The sequence below is a fragment of the Snodgrassella sp. W8158 genome (assembly GCF_016100435.1).
Classification (GTDB): domain Bacteria; phylum Pseudomonadota; class Gammaproteobacteria; order Burkholderiales; family Neisseriaceae; genus Snodgrassella; species Snodgrassella alvi.
In genome coordinates this window covers 108,832-127,566 of record NZ_JACFSM010000004.1, presented here as the reverse complement: position 1 = coordinate 127,566, position 18,735 = coordinate 108,832, and the positions used below count along the sequence as shown (strand labels likewise).

Annotated in this window: 12 protein-coding genes; 6 read left to right on the top strand and 6 right to left on the bottom strand. The window is 46.4% G+C overall.

Going from position 1 to position 18,735, the window contains the following annotated elements; all coding sequences use genetic code 11:
* Window positions 1-112: 112 nt before the first annotated feature.
* From H3V11_RS09690 to recC, 4 genes are all read right to left on the bottom strand, one after another.
* A complete protein-coding gene (locus H3V11_RS09690) occupies window positions 113-1,096 on the bottom strand; it encodes a hypothetical protein (protein ID WP_198224685.1) in 984 nt (327 codons plus the stop codon).
* Between the two features lie 117 nt (window positions 1,097-1,213).
* Window positions 1,214-1,615 (bottom strand): hypothetical protein, encoded by a 402-nt coding sequence (locus tag H3V11_RS09685; protein ID WP_037393914.1) that lies wholly within the window; start codon window positions 1,613-1,615, stop codon window positions 1,214-1,216.
* 54 nt (window positions 1,616-1,669) lie between these two features.
* On the bottom strand, window positions 1,670-5,299 hold the full coding sequence (recB, locus tag H3V11_RS09680) for an exodeoxyribonuclease V subunit beta (protein WP_198224683.1): 3,630 nt from the start codon (window positions 5,297-5,299) through the stop codon (window positions 1,670-1,672).
* The gene (gene recC / locus H3V11_RS09675; protein WP_198224681.1) at window positions 5,299-8,523 is read right to left on the bottom strand and encodes an exodeoxyribonuclease V subunit gamma; all 3,225 of its coding nucleotides are present in this window, start codon (window positions 8,521-8,523) and stop codon (window positions 5,299-5,301) included. The genes recB and recC overlap by 1 nt, the downstream gene beginning before the upstream one ends.
* A 248-nt stretch (window positions 8,524-8,771) precedes the next feature.
* On the opposite strand from recC, the gene H3V11_RS09670 reads away from it, so the two are divergent.
* The gene (locus tag H3V11_RS09670; protein WP_078474622.1) at window positions 8,772-9,143 is read left to right on the top strand and encodes a hypothetical protein; all 372 of its coding nucleotides are present in this window, start codon (window positions 8,772-8,774) and stop codon (window positions 9,141-9,143) included.
* A gap of 77 nt (window positions 9,144-9,220) precedes the next feature.
* Here H3V11_RS09670 and dsbD read toward each other — a convergent pair whose 3' ends face one another.
* On the bottom strand, window positions 9,221-11,080 hold the full coding sequence (dsbD, locus tag H3V11_RS09665) for a protein-disulfide reductase DsbD (protein WP_232335808.1): 1,860 nt from the start codon (window positions 11,078-11,080) through the stop codon (window positions 9,221-9,223).
* Between the two features lie 149 nt (window positions 11,081-11,229).
* On the bottom strand, window positions 11,230-12,003 hold the full coding sequence (folE2, locus tag H3V11_RS09660) for a GTP cyclohydrolase FolE2 (protein ID WP_084550769.1): 774 nt from the start codon (window positions 12,001-12,003) through the stop codon (window positions 11,230-11,232).
* Between the two features lie 256 nt (window positions 12,004-12,259).
* Here folE2 and H3V11_RS09655 point away from each other — a divergent pair, with 256 nt between their 5' ends.
* The 5 genes from H3V11_RS09655 to secA all read left to right on the top strand — a co-directional run bounded on the left by H3V11_RS09655 (window position 12,260) and on the right by secA (window position 18,686).
* Window positions 12,260-13,417, top strand: coding sequence for a PLP-dependent aspartate aminotransferase family protein (locus tag H3V11_RS09655; protein WP_025329993.1), 1,158 nt, complete (start codon window positions 12,260-12,262; stop codon window positions 13,415-13,417).
* Window positions 13,418-13,437: 20 nt separating this feature from the next.
* Complete coding sequence (locus tag H3V11_RS09650; protein ID WP_198224679.1) at window positions 13,438-14,220, top strand: J domain-containing protein; 783 nt, start codon at window positions 13,438-13,440, stop codon at window positions 14,218-14,220.
* Between the two features lie 47 nt (window positions 14,221-14,267).
* Complete coding sequence (locus H3V11_RS09645; protein ID WP_084550758.1) at window positions 14,268-15,044, top strand: ferredoxin--NADP reductase; 777 nt, start codon at window positions 14,268-14,270, stop codon at window positions 15,042-15,044.
* A 107-nt stretch (window positions 15,045-15,151) separates the two neighbouring features.
* Window positions 15,152-15,568, top strand: a complete 417-nt coding sequence (locus tag H3V11_RS09640; RefSeq protein WP_198224678.1) for a DciA family protein — start codon at window positions 15,152-15,154, stop codon at window positions 15,566-15,568.
* Window positions 15,569-16,016: 448 nt separating this feature from the next.
* The gene (secA, locus tag H3V11_RS09635) at window positions 16,017-18,686 is read left to right on the top strand and encodes a preprotein translocase subunit SecA (RefSeq protein WP_084585976.1); all 2,670 of its coding nucleotides are present in this window, start codon (window positions 16,017-16,019) and stop codon (window positions 18,684-18,686) included.
* Window positions 18,687-18,735 lie beyond the last annotated feature (49 nt).

Sequence of the window (18,735 nt, the reverse complement as noted above, 5' to 3'; positions counted from 1 at the left end):
ATTTTTTACTCGGACCCTATATTAAATAATACATATTATTTAATATTCCATGAATATTTCATTGATATAACATTGTGCTTTTTAGCTGGTATAAATCATTACTGGAAACTGATTATTCGGGTAATGGTTTTTGGAATGCTTTTACCGACAAAATAATGAGTACGCCAATATAATTTAAAATTATATAGAGCGAATAGTTAATCAGCCATATATTTTCGAATTGCTCTTCGGCTATTGCGCCAGATAATTCGCCTGTTAGTGGATATAAAATAGTGAGTGCCAGTAAATAATAGACCGAGCTGTAAGTTAAATAATTGAATAAATCAGACCATGCAACTTGATTTTTTGGGGTAACACTATCTTTGATAGCGAGAGCAAAGGCCAGTAATATATCAATCCAGTAAAGTATAAAGCACAGAAACATTACTACAGAGAGGATATTAAGTATGTCGCCTTCAAAGTAAGGAATCATTAATCCTCTGCCAATTAAGCTGTTACTGCAAGTCAGCACAAATAAATAAACTGCCGCAAAAATGAGCAACTTTTTAATACTGAATTTACCCGTACTGGCTTTTTGGTCAGTGTTAGTTTTTTTGATGGCTAATGAATTATCGGAAGCAGAAACTGTTCTACGACGTTTAAATGATAAAACCTGACAGATAAGTTTAAATATTAAAATAATAAAAGCACCAATGCTGTTAACAAAGGCATAAATAAAAACAAGGAAATTATTGAAATAAATGAAAACTTGATATGTGATTGATTGTAAATAAATAAAGAAAACACAAATCAGAAAATTACTGATTGAATAACACAATAGTGTAACGGTTGATGGTGTCTTATTCGGACTGTGTTTATCATTAAAGTATGCAGAAAAAATCTGTTTTATTGTTAACCCGAATATCCATATTAATAAAAGACCAAAGAGATATAAGCAGCCATAAATTAAGAGAAATTCAATGTCAGTGTTAAAATAGGGATACCAGAAAGGTGGTCGCAAAAGCGTCCCGAAAAGATAAAGGATAGTTAAATAAATTAACGAAAGCTTCAGGGAGTTTTGTGGGTTAAAAAATTCAATAAATCGATTTTTTTTCAATTTATTCAGCCCCTAGCGATAATCTTAATTTGATTACCTATAATCTCATTAATCCGAATTTTTGTATTAATTGTATTTTTAACAATATGTATCAGACTATCTCAGTAAACTGCAACCTCAAGCCGTTACTTGTGGTTTACGGCGTTTATATTGCCACCACTTGAATCCGTAACCGGCAATGACCGGAATCAGCGCATAAATAATCAGAGCTGTCCAGCTGCCGTACCAGTGTACCAGTGTGGAGGTACTGTTATCATTGTTAAGAATAATCTCGGTAGATGAGTAACAAATAGCGCGCCACCAGCACATAACCAGAAGCCCCAGAAAAACCGGCCAGATTTTGCATGTACGCCCGCGCTGCCATAACAGGAAAAATACCAGCGCCCATATCAATGTCAGGGTAGTAACTAATAAACCCGTATCAGTTGGCAGATGCAGATAGCGACAGATAATAAAGGTGATAACGACCCATATGCCGGCAAGTATGGCCATGATAAATTCTTCGGGCTTGTTGAGCATGTTGTTGCTTCCTTAGCGAAAAATACGGCTGGAATGGTTAATATACCGCAGCTGCTATACTTTGTCATGTTCTACTAGCCATGGTCTGAGACTGGCTGTGTCTATATCCCATTTCCATATGCCATTCTGGTTGTGCGGATTAAGTCCGCGCAGGAAGAGATAACGTACGCTGATACTGGGCGGAAGCTGCCGGCGACTGTGCAGAAATCGTGCACAGGCAATGCTGTAAATGAGTGCCTGAAGGTAGTAATGATGTTTGGCAATAGCCTCGTCCATGTTTTCCCGGGTATAGTCTGACAGACGATTTCCCAAATGGTTGGATTTGTAATCAATAACATATACCTGACCATGCCGGTCTTCGCCTAGAAGATCGATAGCCCCGTTGATAAATCCGTTTACCGTAGCAAAATCCAGCTCCTGTGCCGCCTGAACACAGCATTGCGGTAATCCGGATGCGTGGTTAAACCACTGTTGTAAATCTGCGATACTGAAATCGGCAACCCGCAGCATGAAATTCATTTCAGCCACTCGTTGTGCTTTAGGTATGTTTGCAATAATGGTTTGTGGTGACAACTGGCATTGGCGTACAGTATCAGTAAGCGTCTGCATGGTGGTGCTGTGCCGGCTGTCGAAACCATAACGCGCCAGACAGTCGAGAATATGCTCCTGTTCCGTTGCAGTAGCCGGCAGGCTGAATTCGGTCTGTTCCAGTATGGCATGCAGACAAAGTCCGGCGTTGATACCGCGCTCGAATGCGAGCACAGGTGTTTCCGCTTCTTCTGTATCGGGGCTCAGCGGCTGAGTCTGTACTTCAGCCTGATCCAGCGCAGGTGCTATTTTTTCTTCTTCCGGAGCAGATTCGCGGTGACTGTAATCATGCCGGCTCAGACTGGTGAAGCTGGTATAGCGTATGGATTGAAAAGTTCTTACTGTCGGTGTTAGTGCACGATAAGGTTGTTCGGGTTTTTTACTGATATCAATACAGACAGGGTCTACATTACCTTCACACCATTGAAACAGCTCAGGGTTGCCAGTAGCCAGACATTGATGCCATGCAGCACGTAAAGTACTGGGCAGATTGGGTTTATGAGTTTCCTGCCAGAATTGGCGGGATTCTTTCAGGGTATTGTCCGGCTGTCCGTCCAGTAGCCATGCCATGGGGTTACTGGCGGTATTGTTGCAGGCGGCAGTGTACAGTATCAGTTGTTCGCGTGCCCGGGTAAAGGCCACATAATACAGACGCAAACGTTCGGCCATACTTTCGCATTCCAGTTCCTCCCGGTCGCTGTCACTGAGCAAACTATTGGCAATCAGTTCCACTTTATCCTGCTGATGCAGACGTTGCCAGTGTTCCTGATTATTAATGGCCTCTTTACCATCCCATGCAAACGGACAGAATACCACCGGATATTCCAGCCCTTTGGAAGCATGCATGGTCACAATTTTAACCAGTGCTTCATCACTTTCCAGTCGCAGCAGACTGCTTTCACCTGCTGAACGCTCGTTGCTGATGGCACTGGTCAGCCAGTTCAGCAGGGCGTTAGCCGTTGGCAGGGTTTGTTCAGCAGCAGCCAGTAATTCGGCCAGTTGCCACAGATTGGTCAGGCTGCGCTCATTGCGCTGCGTAAGTAGTCTGATTTCCATGCCGGTCTGGCCGGCAAACCACTGTATGGCAGGATAAATACCATACTGCTGCCATTGTTCGCGGGTTTGCAGTGCCAGCTGTATCCATTCGCTCAGTGTATTTTCATTCCGGTTCAGTTCTGCCAGCTGTGCTGCTGTCCAGCCGAACAGTACACCGCCAAGGATAAAGCGTAATGTTTCGGTGCGCTGCGGTTGCAGCCAGAAACGTAACAGAGCCTCGACAGCTTGTGCCTCAGTGCTGGAAAAAACTGAATGGTTACCAAGAGAGACGCTCATGATGCCGCAGCGTTTCAATGCGCCGGCAATCATGCGACCTTCATTATGTGAATGCACCAATACGGCAATATCGCCAGCCTGTAACGGCCGGTTACTCAGTAGCAGTTCTCCGCGCATACCCTGATTAATCATGCCGGCAATTTCATAGGCACAATATTCGGCCGCACGTGTCCGCAAACTGTCTTTATTCGGGATAATTTCCGCTCCCTTATCGCTGACATCTATTTTTTCATGCAGCCAGCGCACCACTACCGCCGGTATAACAGTATTGCTGTGACTGTAATGCAGACGGTTATTTTCTGCCTGTGCCTGTACCTGCGGATAGCTGATACCCTCAAGAATAAAAGGCAGCTTTTTGCCGCTGAACAGGTGGCCAATGGCTTGTACCAGTGCCTGATGGCTGCGGTAATTGGTGGTCAGGGTATAGCGCTGCTGTGGCGGGGTATCGGCAGCGGCGCGCAGATAGGCGTGAATATCAGCACCACGGAAACGGTAAATAGCCTGTTTCGGATCACCCACCATAATAAGCGGACGGTTTTGTTCGGCAAACGCGGTTTTGAAAATTCGGTACTGCAACGGATCAGTATCCTGACATTCGTCTACCAGTGCAATCTGCCATGTTTGCGCCAGTACTGCGGCCAGTGTTTCAGACATGGGATTATCCGCAGACAGTGCCAACCCCAGATCTGCCAGTAAATCGTCAAAGCTGCGCTGGTGGCTGTTGCGCCGGTGCTGATTCAGACACTGGCGCACGTAGTTAAAACAGTCCAGCTGTAATTGCAGTGATATGCTGTCTTCTGCAGTCAGCATGGCAGCAACAGCTTCTGCCAGTTCGACCAGTGGGGCAATGTTAGCTATCAGCTCATTATTGAGTGTTTGATTTTTTTTGGTGTTTTCCTGTAGCTGGGATGAAGCCAGTTTGGCACATTTTTCCAGTACAGAAGAAGAAAAAGAATGACAGTTTACTTCGCTTTCCATTACCTGCTGCAGGTCGGTGAAAAGCTGCTGATAACTTTTCTGGCGGTAAATATTACCATTTAGTTGCTGATGTAACTGCCAGAATGAATCCTGAATAAGGCTGAAATGTGTACATACGCTCTGCCAGGACTGTTGCCAGCAGTTATTTATGCCGGCTATATCCGCAACCGGCGGCTGGCGTACCTGTAAATCTACCATGCCGCAGTGCCGTCCCATTTCCTGCATAAGCCGGGCAGGGGTAAGTTTGTAAGCGACGGCCAGAATGGCCATGCTGCTGTTATTGCTTACCTGCTGCCGCCAGAAGTCTTCGGCAAACCGGCACAGCATTTCCGGATCAGTTTCAATAGTTTCCGTATCAAATGGTGTCTGGCATAAAAAGGCATAATCAGTGAGTACGCGCTGGCAGAATCCGTGAATGGTGTAAACGGCTGCACGGTCAAACTGGGTAATGGCCGCCTGCAGACGGAGAATCAGGCTGGCATCATCATCCTGACTGCGGGCACAGTCAATCAGCTGTTGCAGTACCGGGTCATTCTGTTCCGCAGGCAGATTATTTTGTAACAGAGCCAGAGCCTGATTAAGGCGGGTACGCAGACGGGTTTTCAGCTCCGCTGTAGCTGCTTTGGTAAAAGTGACCACCAGAATAGCGTCAACCGGCATGCGTTCCAGTAACACCAGCCGTGCAAACAGGGCGGCAATGTTAAAGGTTTTCCCGGTACCGGCAGAAGCTTCAATCAGGCTGCTGCCGTTTAAGGGCATGGTAATTGGATTTAATGCTTGGCTCATTATAATTTATCAGCGGTTTCCAACGCTGCTGTCATGGGCAGCAGTAATTCTTCAATCAGTTGCCAGAACAGAGGGGTGTCAATCGGCAGTTCTTCATCGCGGCCAAATACCTGAGCTACTTCAGGATAGTCGGCCTGCGGTTTTCCGTTATGGCTGTCTGCATAGACTTTAAACGCGGTACTGCGTTCTTCAGCACCATATTCAGGTGCACGGTTTTTCTTTTGCCGGTTACGATACCACTTAAGGGCAGTGGTAAGGCTGGTTTTCGGAAAAAAGGGCAGTGGCCGGCTTTGTCCTAGCCGGTAATACTCAAGCCATAAAGCCAGTTGTGCTTGCGCATCAATCAGGCTCATTGCTGCCAGCATGCGCGGTTTGGCCGGATAAAGCTCATATGTGTCCTGTGCACCTTCGCTTTCAGTAGCGCAGAGAAGTAAATGGCGCAGATATAACTCAATATTATCCGGTGCTGTCGGGGCGTGATTCCGTTCAATCAGCTGCCCGCATTGATGTAAACGGCTGATGTTGCCACTTAGCTGTAACTGTTCGTGTTCAAAAATAAAGGCAATATCGGCGACAGCGGGACTGAACAGTATGCTGCTGTCCAGAGCCAGTGTCTGATTGCGTAAAACCTGGCTGACAATCACGCCCAGCTCGCCTTCAGGCACCAGTCCGCTTACTGCCAGTGCTGCATCTACCTCAGCAAAATCCAGATGCTGCCGGCGTGCACGGGTATAGGCAGTATAAATCGATGCACTGTTTTCAATTGCAAACGGTTCTGCTGCACTGATTGGTGTTTCCTGATAGGGTGCCTGCCATTGTAACTGCTGCTGAAGCCAGTGACGTACCGGATTACGCCAGAACCGGATAAAGGATTCAATATTAACTTCCTGATTTTGTTTTTCCGGTTCAGTTATTTTTGCATAAAATGGCGCAGGCTTATCTGTATTCTGATTCAGTGCCGTGGCGTAATCACTGCGGCAGCTGACTAAATCGCCGTTAAAATAGCGATAGGAAAAGGGTTGTAACGGGTGTCTGATGATATGCTGCTGATTAAATACCAGCGGATTACAGCCGGTCATGGCAGCCAGAACATCGGTCAGCTCATAAAGCAGAGCAGAGGGGGCCAGTTCTTCGTTTTTACGAATATCTTTACCGATATACGACAAATACAGTTTTTCGCGCGCACTTAAAATAGATTCAAGAAACAGATAACGGTCATCGTTACGACGGGCACGATCGCCGCGGCGCGGATGCTGTGCAATCAGGTCGAAAGCAGCAGATTTAGTAGTACGGGGAAATTCGCCGTCATTCAGACCGAGCAGACAGATACAGCGAAAGGGCAGGCTGCGCATCGGTACCATACTGCAAAAGGTAATTCCGCCGCGCAAAAATCCGGCCTGACGGGTAGTGGATAAATAATTCTGCAAATGCTCGATTGCAATAGCCGGTTCAATAGTCAGATTAAATTGTGCCAGTGCTGCCTGCGCCTGCCATTCAGCCAGACTGGTTTCCAGTTGCTGCATGGCATGTCCGGACAAGGAATCGGTATCGGCTAAATCCCGCAGAAGTTGTCGTGTACGCGCAATCCATTCGGGAATGGTAGCTGCTTTTTGCCAGCAGCTATGATGTTTAATCAGACAGTCTATTAACTGTTGTGCGCGTGCCAGAATTTCAGTCTGGCCGATATCACCGAACCATGGAAGCTGTTGCTGCCACAGTGCCGTATATTTATTTTCCGGCAGCAGCCAGCCGAGTATCGTACGTTCACGCGCCTGCTGCCAGGTAAAGTGCTTACCCTGTCCGCCATATTCATGACGCATATCTGCATCCACGCCCCAGCGTACCCCTTGTTCGCTCCAGACACGGTGAATCAGTTCTGCATCGCTGTCGTTTAAGTCAAAACGTGCGCGCAGAGCAGATTCATCCAGCAAAGGCAGCACAGTTTCAATATCAAACCGGCTCTGCATCAGTTGCAGCAGTTTTTCGAATAATTGCAGTAGGGGTTCATGCAGGCTGATTTTAACGTCGGCGATGTTGTAATGCAGAGCAGGCGTGTCGCCCTGCGTTTGTCCGAATACTGCGTGGATAAAAGGCAGATAAGGCCCAATATGTGGTGTAAGTACCGCAATATCCTGCGGCTGCCAGTGCGGATGTGCGGCCAGGTCCTGAATCAGCTGCTCTTTGAGAATTTGCAGTTCACGCAGGCAGGAATGCGCCGCTACAATCTGAATGGAATTATCATATTCCTGCAGCCGGTAGGGTGGTTCAGACTGTTTCGGATGTTGCAGGCACTGGATATCGTTTTGCAGACGGTGTAACAGAGTATCTGCCACTTCATCACACTGAGCATAGACAGAAGGCATATACACTACTTCGCCCAGATCATTGAGCGCATCAAAAAAATCCCGCCCCTGTTTGCCCAGACTGGCCAGTAAAGGATGGCCAACCACACTCAGGTCAGTTTCCTGACTATTGAGCAGCATATCTGCTGAGAGAACATTGCCCCAGTACTCAGCACACGGGTTTACCGCAAATATATGCACATCAGTATATTGTGCTATTACCTGTAATGCATGCAGATAAACCGGTGCCAGTGTGGCAATACCGAATACGAATATCCGCTCGGGTAAATGTTCAGAACCAAGTTTGCTCAGAAATTCCTGCATTAAGCCGGCACGGTGTGGTAAATCTGATTCATTATTCAGCCAGCGCCATAGCTCTGCCTGCCATTGCTCATCTTCACCCAGATTCGCAGATTTGTTTTCCTGCCAATTATTTATCCAATCATTGCGATAGATTAAATATTGGTCAAACATATCAGCAAGTTTTCCGGCCAGATGGTAAGGTGCCTGTGTGCTGCTATCAAGATAAGAATGTAGTGCGGTAGCAGTTTGGCATAATTGGGGTTGTCTGAACGCCGGGCTATGAAACAATCCCAGTAAGCGCCAGCGCAATACTTCTGACTGAAACGGGTTAAGCGCTGGTGTTTGCGGTAATACCCGATGGGTTAATTGCCAGATGTAGCTGGCCGGCAGACTGAAATGCAGATTGGCGGCAATACCGTGCTCCTGAGCCAGATAGTGATTCAGATAGCGGCGCATACCCTGACTCTGTACCACGATTTCTGTTGCAGCCCATGCTGACTGTGGTGAGGTATGCTGATATACGCTGGCAAATAAAGCAGCTAAATCAGATAATTGATTGGATTGATAAACATACAGCATAACAGCATCCGGCACCAGTTAAGGTTGTTATTATAGCTGTACCGGAGCTGCCTGAGCGATTAGTCAAAATGATTTTGTGCCTTTAGCTGTTTTTATTGCGTTGACATAAAAGTATATTTACAGAATTTAAACTAAAAAATTTTAATAAAAATTAGTTAATACTGGTCAAAAGCTGGAAAAAATTGGAAAATAGGTAATTAAATACTCTGCCATATTAAAATACTGGCAATATAAAGAAGGATATCACAGTGAGATTTGATGGCGTCATTGGTGAGTTAGCGGCAACTAAAGGTGTCATGGCGTGTGCTGTCGTGGATTATGAAAGCGGAATGTTTATAGACGGGGTTAGTCCGTCAGGTATGGATCTTGACATTCTGTCCGCCGGCAATACCGAAATTGTACGTTCAGAAATAAAAGCTATTGAGCGCCTTTATGGTCAGGACAACAATGAAGATGCTATAGACGATATTCTTATCAGCCTGCATAAACAATATTATTTATTACGGCCGATGAAGAATGTTCAAGGTGTGTTTATGTTTATGGTACTCGACCGCAAAACAGCCAATCTGGCACTGGCACGGCGCGCTTTGAAAGTGGCTGATCGTCATTATCAGGATTGAAACACACTCAAACAGAAAAAGTATGCACTGTTAATTCTCTGTGCAACAGCCTCTTTGCAAGCAAAGAGGCTGTGAATTTATTGTGCTTTCTGTACTTGTTTGTCATACCAGCTTAACAATTCTGATGCCGGTACATAGCCAATCAGTGGCTGGCTGCGATAGCCGTTTCTGTGTACAACAAATAATCCCGGAGGTCCGTACAGACCATAGCGTTGCATCATTCTGCGTTGTGCCGGCGTATTATTGGTTACATCAATCTGCAAAAAACGCTTTTCTTCAATTACCCGTCTGACTGAAGCTTTACTTAAAGTAAATGCGGTCATTTCCTTGCAGGATATACACCAGTCTGCATAAAAATCTACCAGTACCGGCTTATTCGGATCTTCATCAAACAACTCTTGCATAGCCTGACGCAATTGTTCCGGCTTATCGAAATAACGACCAAAATGCTGACCGTTTGGCGGTGTTAAAGTAAGAAAACGATGTAAAGGCGTCACACAGTTCATTATGCTGGCAGAAACAAAACCAATCCCGCAAGCCAGAAACAGTATACCGATAATCGCATTAAACCAGCGCTGACGTGCTGATGAATGATACCACTGCCAGCCTAAATAGATTGCCGGTATCAGCATCAGCAAAGTATAAATAGTGACTACCAGATAGTAATTCAGAAACGGAGTGGCAATATAGGTAGCTGCACCCAGCAGCATCAGACCGAACAGATATTTGACACCAATCATCCACTTACCGGCACGGGGCAGAATATGCACACCGAATACAGAAATCAGAATCAGCGGAATGCCCGTACCCAGCGCCATAACATACAGAGCCATGCCGCCCAGAGCAGCATCCCCGCTCTGCGCAATATAACCCAGTGCAAAAGCCAGAGGTGGTGCGACACAGGGACCGACAATCAGCGCTGACAATGCCCCCATTATCAGCACAGAGAGCAAATGTCCGCCATGAAAGCGGCCGCTGACCCGCTGAAAAAACGTCTGCCAGCGTGCCGGCAACTGAATACTGTATAAATCAAACATTGATAAAGCCAGTATCACCAGTATGGCTGCGGCAGCCAGCACTACCGCAGGCTGTTGCAGCCATCCGGTCAGAAACGCACCGGTACGGGCAGTAACAATACCAACAATAGTGTAGGTAAAAGCAAGCCCCTGTACATAAACAAATGACAGAATAAATGCCCGCAATTTAGTGGTTTTCCGGCGGGTACCCATAACGATGGCTGATACTATCGGCAGCAGCGGATACATGCATGCTGTCAGACTCAATCCCATCCCGGCAATAAAAAAAGTCATTAAATTGGTAATCAGTGTTGCGCGGGAAAGCTGAAACAGACTGTCTCCGCCTGAGCTGCCTGACCACTCCGGTGGCGGAGCTTTAACCGGAGGGTCAGTAAAAGTATCCGGCGGGACTGGCTGAATATGTGTTGATTGTGGCGTAATACGATATTTGCCGGTACGGCTGATGGTAAATGTATTTTCTACCGGCGGATAACAGATTCCTGCATCTGCACAGCCCTGATAAGATAAAGTTAACTGATACGGAACAGTCTGTGCATCTGCCTTATAGTGCCAGACTGCATCTGCTTGATTGTAGTAAACCTGCTGGGTACCAAAAAACTCATCGTGCTTTTGCTGCCCCTGCCGGATAAATTGTCCTTCACCAAATATACCCGCCGGCTCAGTAGTAATCTGAATTTTATTCCGGTACAAGTAATAGCCGTCGGCAATAACAAAATGTACACGAATATCCTGATTATGAACAATCAGTTCCGGTACAAAAGCCTGTTCCGGCGGTAATAAATTTTTATTGTCCGCAGCCAGTACCGCACTATTCAGCCCCGGCAGCAATACCAGCAGCATAAACAGCAGTTTTAACAGGGAAGCCATACAGACACGAGAACGGGTAGGATTGTGATACATAAAAAATGGTCACTGTAACCAGTGTAATTTCAACCTGAACAATCAACAAAGAAAATGACTACCGGCAGAACCGAAGGGTAGTCATTATCTCCCCTTAAGTGCTTTCTGATTTCGTTTACCAGATAAAGCTAAGTCTGCAAACAATCAGTTTACGGGTATTGTATCAGTGCATAGGCAGAATGGTTATGAATAGATTCAAAATTTTCACTTTCTACAGTAAAAGACTGAATACGTGTATCAGTTTTTAGCGCGGTAGCAACATCACGAACCATATCTTCAACAAATTTGGGGTTATCATAAGCATATTCAGTAACATACTTTTCATCCGGCCGTTTCAGCAAACCGTATAACTGACATGAACCCTGTTGTTCTACCAGATCAATAATTTCTTCAACAGCAATTGATTCAGTGCATACCAGCGTAACAGTGACATGTGAACGCTGATTATGCGCCCCGTAAGCAGAAATTTCCTTACTGCACGGACACAGGCTGGTAACCGGAATAATGATCTGTAATGTTTGCTGATAAATACCAGCCTGAATTTCGCCACTGAGTACCACTTCATAATCCAGTAGGCTGGAAATGCCGCTTACCGGAGCCTGCTTTTGCCGGAAAAAAGGAAAGCGCATACTGATTTTACCAGCCGTTGCCTGAAGTTTTTCTAACATGGCGGCAGTCAGCTGCCGCAGTACAGCAAAATCAATACTGTCATGCTGTGTCTGCATTAACTCAATAAAGCGTGACATATGTGTGCCTTTCTGTTCGGCCGGCAGTGACACAGTCATGGTTAAATCAGCAACAGTATGTTGTTTACCTGCAGCACAAATAATACTCAGCGGCAGGCGTAAGCCTTTCACACCAACCTGATTGATTGGCATATTGCGTTTATCAACACTGCTTTGCACGTCGGCAATAGTGTCCATTCTGATACTTTTCCTTGCAAAACAAATCTGAATCCAGCCGGCGCAGTATAGTGAAACCACAGAAACCGCCGGCATATAAGGCATAAAATTATACTGTATGCCTTAATTCCGAGCAAATCAGTCGGGATTAGTGTAAAAGAAACAGCATGCTGCCTGATAACCAGAGTGCGTGCTAAACTAGCAGCCTCAGTATTAATGCCGTTACCCGTATAAACAGCTGTCTGAACAGCAAAACCAGTAATCAAACGGAGAAAATATGAAATTTGCCACACAGACCATCCATTCCAGTTATCAGCCGGAAGAGCATAACCGTGCCCTAATGCCGCCTATTTATCAGAACAGCATGTTCGCCATGAATGAAATCGGCGAAAATATTCCGTTCCGTTATGCGCGTATTTCCAATCCGACACGGCAAGTACTTGAAGACACAGTCGCCGAGCTGGAAAATGGCTGTGCCGGTTTTGCCTATGGCAGTGGTATGGCCGGAATCGATGCTGTGTGGCGTACTTTTCTGCGGCCGGGTGATACCATTGTTGCGGTAGCCGATATTTATGGCGGAGCTTATGATTTATTAACCGAAGTATATGCCCAGTGGGGTGTTAACGTTATTTTTGCCGATCTTACCAATCCGGATAATCTGGACCGGATACTGGCACAGACCAAAGTAAAAATGGTATGGCTGGAAACCCCGAGTAATCCGCTGCTGCGTCTGGTAGACATCGCCGAACTGTCTGCTAAAGCCAAAGCTGCCGGTGCCATTGTCGGTATGGATAATACTTTTGCGACACCCTACGTACAGAATCCGCTGAATCTGGGTGTGGATATCGTCTTTCATTCCGCAACCAAATACCTGTGCGGACATTCAGATGTGCTGATGGGTATTGTTGTGGTAAAAGATCCTGCACATGCAAAATTATTACGTGCCTTAAGTATTAATACCGGCGGCGTGGCCGGTCCGATGGACTGTGCACTGGTATTACGCGGTATCAAAACACTGGTTGTACGTATGGACCGGCATTTATCCAATGCGGCTGAGCTGGCCAGACGCTTGCAGCAGCACCCTGCGGTAGAAAAAGTATTTTATCCGGGTCTGGCGGAACATGAACACCATGATATCGCCTGTAAACAGATGCAGCATGGTTTTGGCGGAGTGGTCTCCATTTATTTACGTCAGAACAGTCGTGAAGCAGCCAATAGTGTGATAAAAAATCTGCGCATGATTCGGATGGCGGCCAGCCTTGGCGGCGTCGAAAGCCTGATTAATCACAGTGCCAGCCAGTCGCATAGCGGCATGAGTAAAGAAGTTAAAGAATCACTGGGCATCCGTGAAGGCCTGCTGCGTATTTCAGCCGGTATCGAAGATATTGAAGATATCTGGGATGATATCAATCATGCACTCAATACCTTGATTTAACCTGTGTAAGTGAAAAATCCGTGCACAATTATTATGAAGTATTAAATGTTGCTCAAGGGGCATCCGACGAAGTCATTCGTGCGGCCTATCGGGCTTTGTCACAAAAATACCATCCTGACCGCAATCCGCATAATCCGCAGGCACATCAGCGTATGGCTGAGATTAATAAAGCATATGCAGTATTGTCTGATCCGGAGCAGCGCCATCATCATGATGTGTGGATTGCGCGGCAAAGCCTGCAGGCAAGGTTGTCACCGGCATTGCTGGCGCGCCGGCAGACACCATTTGCGCCTCCGGTTTTATTGCCTAACCATCAGGATAAAGTTGTTGACCTGCACGAACGCGGTCATGGCTGGTTATGGATTGTGGGGATTGCCGTACTGATTGCTATGGGCGGAGTGTGGTGGAGGCTGGCATATCCGCCGGCTAATAATGTTAATGAACAGAGCAGCATGCCAGTTACCGCGGCACCCAATGGACAGCTTTTCCCGCTTAAAGCTGCTTATGTATCCGGCTATCCGATTTTGCGTGAGCGCGGCAATAACAATATTGTCGTACATGCCACCTCCTTGCAATCGCCGGTATTTGCCCAATTATACGAATTGCACGCCGGTAAATTTACTGCTATACGCACCTTTTATATTCCGGCGGGCGAAACCTTTACCCTGCATAAAATCGGTGATGGCAGTTTCAGCCTGCAATACCAGCGTATTAATGATGGAAAATGGGCAGTAAGTGATGGTATTGAAATCAGTCATACCGAAGCCAGCCGAAAATATCAGGATATCGATATCAGACTGTAATCATACTGTCACCGCTCAGGCGGTGGTACACACACAGGAATAACTGCATGCAGGCTGCCGCAGAAGCCAAATTTACTGAAGAAACCGTACTCTGGGTCAAACAGCATACCCCTAAACTGCTGACTTTTGCCATCACCCGGCCTGAAGCCTATCGCTTCAGTGCCGGTCAGTTTTCGCGTCTGGGTTTTCGAGACGGCGCAGGTTTTATCTGGCGTGCCTATTCTGTTGTATCTGCCGAATATGCAGATACACTCGAATACTTTGTGGTATTGATTGAAGGCGGACCGATGAGTGCCCGGCTGGCACAATTGCAGGCGGGCGATTCTATATTGCTGGATAAAACCGCTTTTGGCTTTTTTCTGCCAGGGCGGTTTACTGATGGCGAGCAGCTGATCATGCTCAGTACCGGCAGCGGCATTGCGCCGTTTCTGTCTATGCTGCAACAGCCTGCTGTCTGGGAACGTTTCCGGCATATCGGACTGGTACATTCCGTTTCACATGCCAATGAACTGATTTTCAGCCAGCATATAAACGAGTTAATCCATCACCCTCTGATTGGCGAATATACAGATCAACTGACTTACCAGCCGGTGGTTACCCGTGAACCTACTGCCGGAGCACTCGGTCAGCGTCTGCCGCAATTATTGCAGAATGGTACGCTGGCAGAGGGACTGGGTTTGAATTTCAACCCTGAACAAACCCGTTTTATGCTGTGTGGTAATCCGGCCATGGTCACCGATACTTTTCAGACCTTACTGGATGTGGGGTATAGCATGCACCGTAACAGAGTACCGGGACAGATTATTATGGAAAACGGCTTTTAATCACCGGATAAAATCAGCTCCTGATATAACGAGTGTAAACTTAGCTATAACTTTCAAACTAAACCAAATATTCTGATGTCACCGGCAAATTAAGTTAGTATGGCAGTATGAACCTGAATCAATTCGGCAAAAAAAACGCCCAGCTTAATCAATTATTGCAGCAATCCGCACACTGGCAACGCCTGAGTAACTGTCTGAAACAAGAGTTGCCGGCAAGTATGCGAACTCAGTTTAATGTTGCCTGTGTACGCACCGGCTGTCTGGTGGTGATTGCGCAAAATAGTATGGCTGCTTCACGTTTACGTATGGTGTTGCCGGCATTATTGCCGCAACTGCGGCAGATTGATGCTTCAATTGAAACTGTAAAGGTTAAAGTTCAGCCGGCAGAATCAAAACCCGAAGCAGTAAAGCATGCCAGTTTAAGCCCTGTGGCGCGCGATACGCTGGCACGTTCGGCACAGGCTTTAACACATCATCCAGAGCTAGCGGCAGCACTGCGCCGTTTAAGTGAAAAGAGCAATTGAGCTATTTCAGCCTGTGTATTTGTCAGACGCTTTAAGCAATGATAAAAAATAATTTAATCAGGATGACAAAATTAAAGAAATATAAATAATATTTATTCAGTTCTGATTATGAATCAATATCCTTCTACTGGTGTGCAATCAATTATTTTTAAACAAAATTCAGTTGCCGGAACAGTAATAATCGGTATTGCATATAAATTTTTTCATCTTCATATAGCAGCGTTAAAGACATGAACAGCTTCTGTTGTGTCAGACAATGCTTGGAAAAAAGGGTTTTACCATTATATTAAGCACCATAAACAGCAATCAGTAACTTCTGAACAGCTTCAGATTGCACATAATTGACACAGGCATGCAAACAGCCGCACAGCAGCGTAGGCGCTTGTGTTAAAATCTCCTATTTCCAGCTTACTATTTATTGCGCCAGCAGGTGCCGGACTGTTGATTTATGTTGAAAAACTTAGCAAAAAAAATTCTCGGAAGCCGCAACGACCGGCTTTTGAAACAATATCGTAAAGAAGTATCCAGAATCAATGCGCTCGAACCACAACTTCAAGCTTTAAGCGATACTGAACTACAGGCTAAAACTGCTGAATTCAAACAACGTCTGGCTGATGGAGAAAAACTCGATAGCCTGCTGGTAGAAGCTTTTGCCGTATGCCGTGAAGCCAGTAAGCGTGTACTCGGTATGCGGCATTTTGATGTGCAGCTTATCGGCGGTATGGTACTGCATTATGGCAAAATTGCCGAAATGCGTACCGGTGAAGGGAAAACACTGGTTGCCACGACAGCCGTCTATCTGAATGCTCTGACCGGTAAAGGCGTACATGTAGTTACCGTGAATGATTATCTGGCTGCACGTGATGCCGGAATCATGCGTCCGCTGTATGAATTTCTGGGCATGTCTGTCGGCATCATTATCAGCAACATGGATCATGCCGATAAAAAAGCCGCTTATCTGGCTGATATTACCTACGGTACCAACAATGAATACGGCTTCGATTATTTACGCGATAACATGGTAAGTGATCAAAGCGAAAAAGTGCAGCGTGAGCTGTCATTTGCAGTAGTTGATGAAGTAGACTCCATTCTGATTGACGAAGCCCGTACACCGTTGATTATTTCCGGTCAGGCTGACGATAACGTCACCCTTTATCAGGTAATGAATCAGATTCCGCCACTGCTGATTGCCCAAAAAAGCGAAGACGGTGAGGGCGATTACTGGGTAGACGAAAAAGCACGGCAGGTAGTGCTCAGTGATCAGGGGCATGAGCATGCCGAGCAGATTCTCACCAAAATGGGATTACTGCAGGAAGGCGATTCCCTGTATTCCACCACCAATATCATGCTGATGCATCATCTGATGGCTGCGCTGCGTGCTTATACACTCTACCAGCGCGACCAGCATTATGTGGTACAGGATGGGGAAGTAATTATTGTTGACGAATTTACCGGCCGCCTGATGGCCGGCCGGCGCTGGTCTGATGGTCTGCATCAGGCTGTTGAAGCCAAAGAAGGTGTGGAAATCAACAAAGAAAACCAGACACTGGCTTCCATTACTTTCCAGAATTTCTTCCGTCTGTATGACAAACTGGCCGGCATGACCGGTACTGCCGACACCGAAGCCTTTGAATTCCAGAATATTTACGGTCTGGAAACCGTTATCATCCCGCCAAACCGCCCGATGATACGTAAAGATCTGAACGACCAGATATATCGTTCTATCGAAGAAAAATACGAAGCTGTGGTTGCCGATATCAAAGAGCGCCATGCCAAAGGTCAGCCAATCCTTGTTGGTACCACCAGTATTGAAAATTCCGAACTGGTATCCGCCTTACTGGATAAAGAGCACCTCAGGCACAATGTTCTCAACGCCAAAGAACATGCGCGTGAAGCGGATATTATTGCTCAGGCAGGCCGCCCCGGCATGATTACCGTAGCCACCAACATGGCCGGTCGTGGTACGGATATTGTGCTTGGTGGCAATATCAAGCCGCAAATAGATGCCATTAATGCCGACGACAGCCTCACCGAAGAAGCGAAAAAAAGCGAAATCGACAAATTACAGCAGCAATGGCAGATTGACCACGATGCCGTGATTGCAGCTGGCGGTTTACACATTATCGGTACCGAACGCCATGAAAGCCGCCGTATTGATAATCAGCTGCGCGGCCGTGCCGGTCGTCAGGGTGATGCCGGTTCCAGCCGCTTTTACCTGTCGTTTGAAGATCCGCTGTTGCGCCTGTTTGCACTTGACCGTGCAACAGCCATTCTTAACCGTCTGGCTCCTGAACGCGGCGTAGCCATAGAAGCCGGAATGCTCAACCGTCAGATTGAAGGAGCACAGCGCAAAGTCGAAAACCGTAACTTCGACATGCGCAAACAAGTACTTGAATACGATGATGTAGCCAACGACCAGCGTAAGGTTATTTATCATCAGCGTGCCGATATTCTGGCCAGCAACGATATTGACGGTATGATGCAGGAAATACGCCATGATGCAATTGTTGATACTGTAGACAGCTTTATTCCGCCGGATAGTATGGAGGAGCAGTGGGATATTTCCGGTCTGGAAAACAAACTGGCTGCTGATTACAACATTGAAGTTTCCATCAATGACTGGCTTAAAGAAGACAACAGCCTCGACAACGAAAGCATTTCTGAACGTCTGCTGGATATAGTAGAAAAAGATTATGCTTATAAAGTCGAACTGGTTGGCATCGACACCATGCGCAAATTTGAACGCGACATCATGCTGCAAATCATTGACAGCCGCTGGCGCGAACATCTGGCCGATATGGATTACCTGCGTCAGGGTATTCATCTGCGCGGTTATGCCCAGAAAAACCCGAAACAGGAATACAAACGTGAAGCATTTGAAATGTTTCAGGCCATGTGGAGCAATATTCGCCATACCGTTGCTTCATTGCTGATTTCAGTGCGTTTTCAACCGGCCTCTGAAGAAGAGCAGCAAGAAGTATTCGCTGCTGATAATGCAGCAGAAGATGAAGATTTCAGCCCCGAAGCTCTGGAAGCACGCGGTATTGTTATTCGTCGTAACGATCCGTGCCCGTGTGGCAGCGGTTTGAAATACAAACTGTGCCATGGCCGTCTGTAACTGCGGATAAACCAGCTTAACATCAACAGGTTGCTATATTTATGGCAAC

What these genes read in the sequence shown, in the direction of transcription:
- secA (WP_084585976.1), top strand. Translation starts at nt 16,017, where the DNA reads ATGTTGAAAAACTTAGCAAAAAAAATTCTCGGAAGCCGCAACGACCGG.
- folE2 (WP_084550769.1), bottom strand. Translation starts at nt 12,003, where the DNA reads ATGGACACTATTGCCGACGTGCAAAGCAGTGTTGATAAACGCAATATG.
- H3V11_RS09685 (WP_037393914.1), bottom strand. Translation starts at nt 1,615, where the DNA reads ATGCTCAACAAGCCCGAAGAATTTATCATGGCCATACTTGCCGGCATA.
- H3V11_RS09645 (WP_084550758.1), top strand. Translation starts at nt 14,268, where the DNA reads ATGCAGGCTGCCGCAGAAGCCAAATTTACTGAAGAAACCGTACTCTGG.
- H3V11_RS09640 (WP_198224678.1), top strand. Translation starts at nt 15,152, where the DNA reads ATGAACCTGAATCAATTCGGCAAAAAAAACGCCCAGCTTAATCAATTA.
- dsbD (WP_232335808.1), bottom strand. Translation starts at nt 11,080, where the DNA reads ATGTATCACAATCCTACCCGTTCTCGTGTCTGTATGGCTTCCCTGTTA.
- recC (WP_198224681.1), bottom strand. Translation starts at nt 8,523, where the DNA reads ATGCTGTATGTTTATCAATCCAATCAATTATCTGATTTAGCTGCTTTA.
- recB (WP_198224683.1), bottom strand. Translation starts at nt 5,299, where the DNA reads ATGAGCCAAGCATTAAATCCAATTACCATGCCCTTAAACGGCAGCAGC.
- H3V11_RS09655 (WP_025329993.1), top strand. Translation starts at nt 12,260, where the DNA reads ATGAAATTTGCCACACAGACCATCCATTCCAGTTATCAGCCGGAAGAG.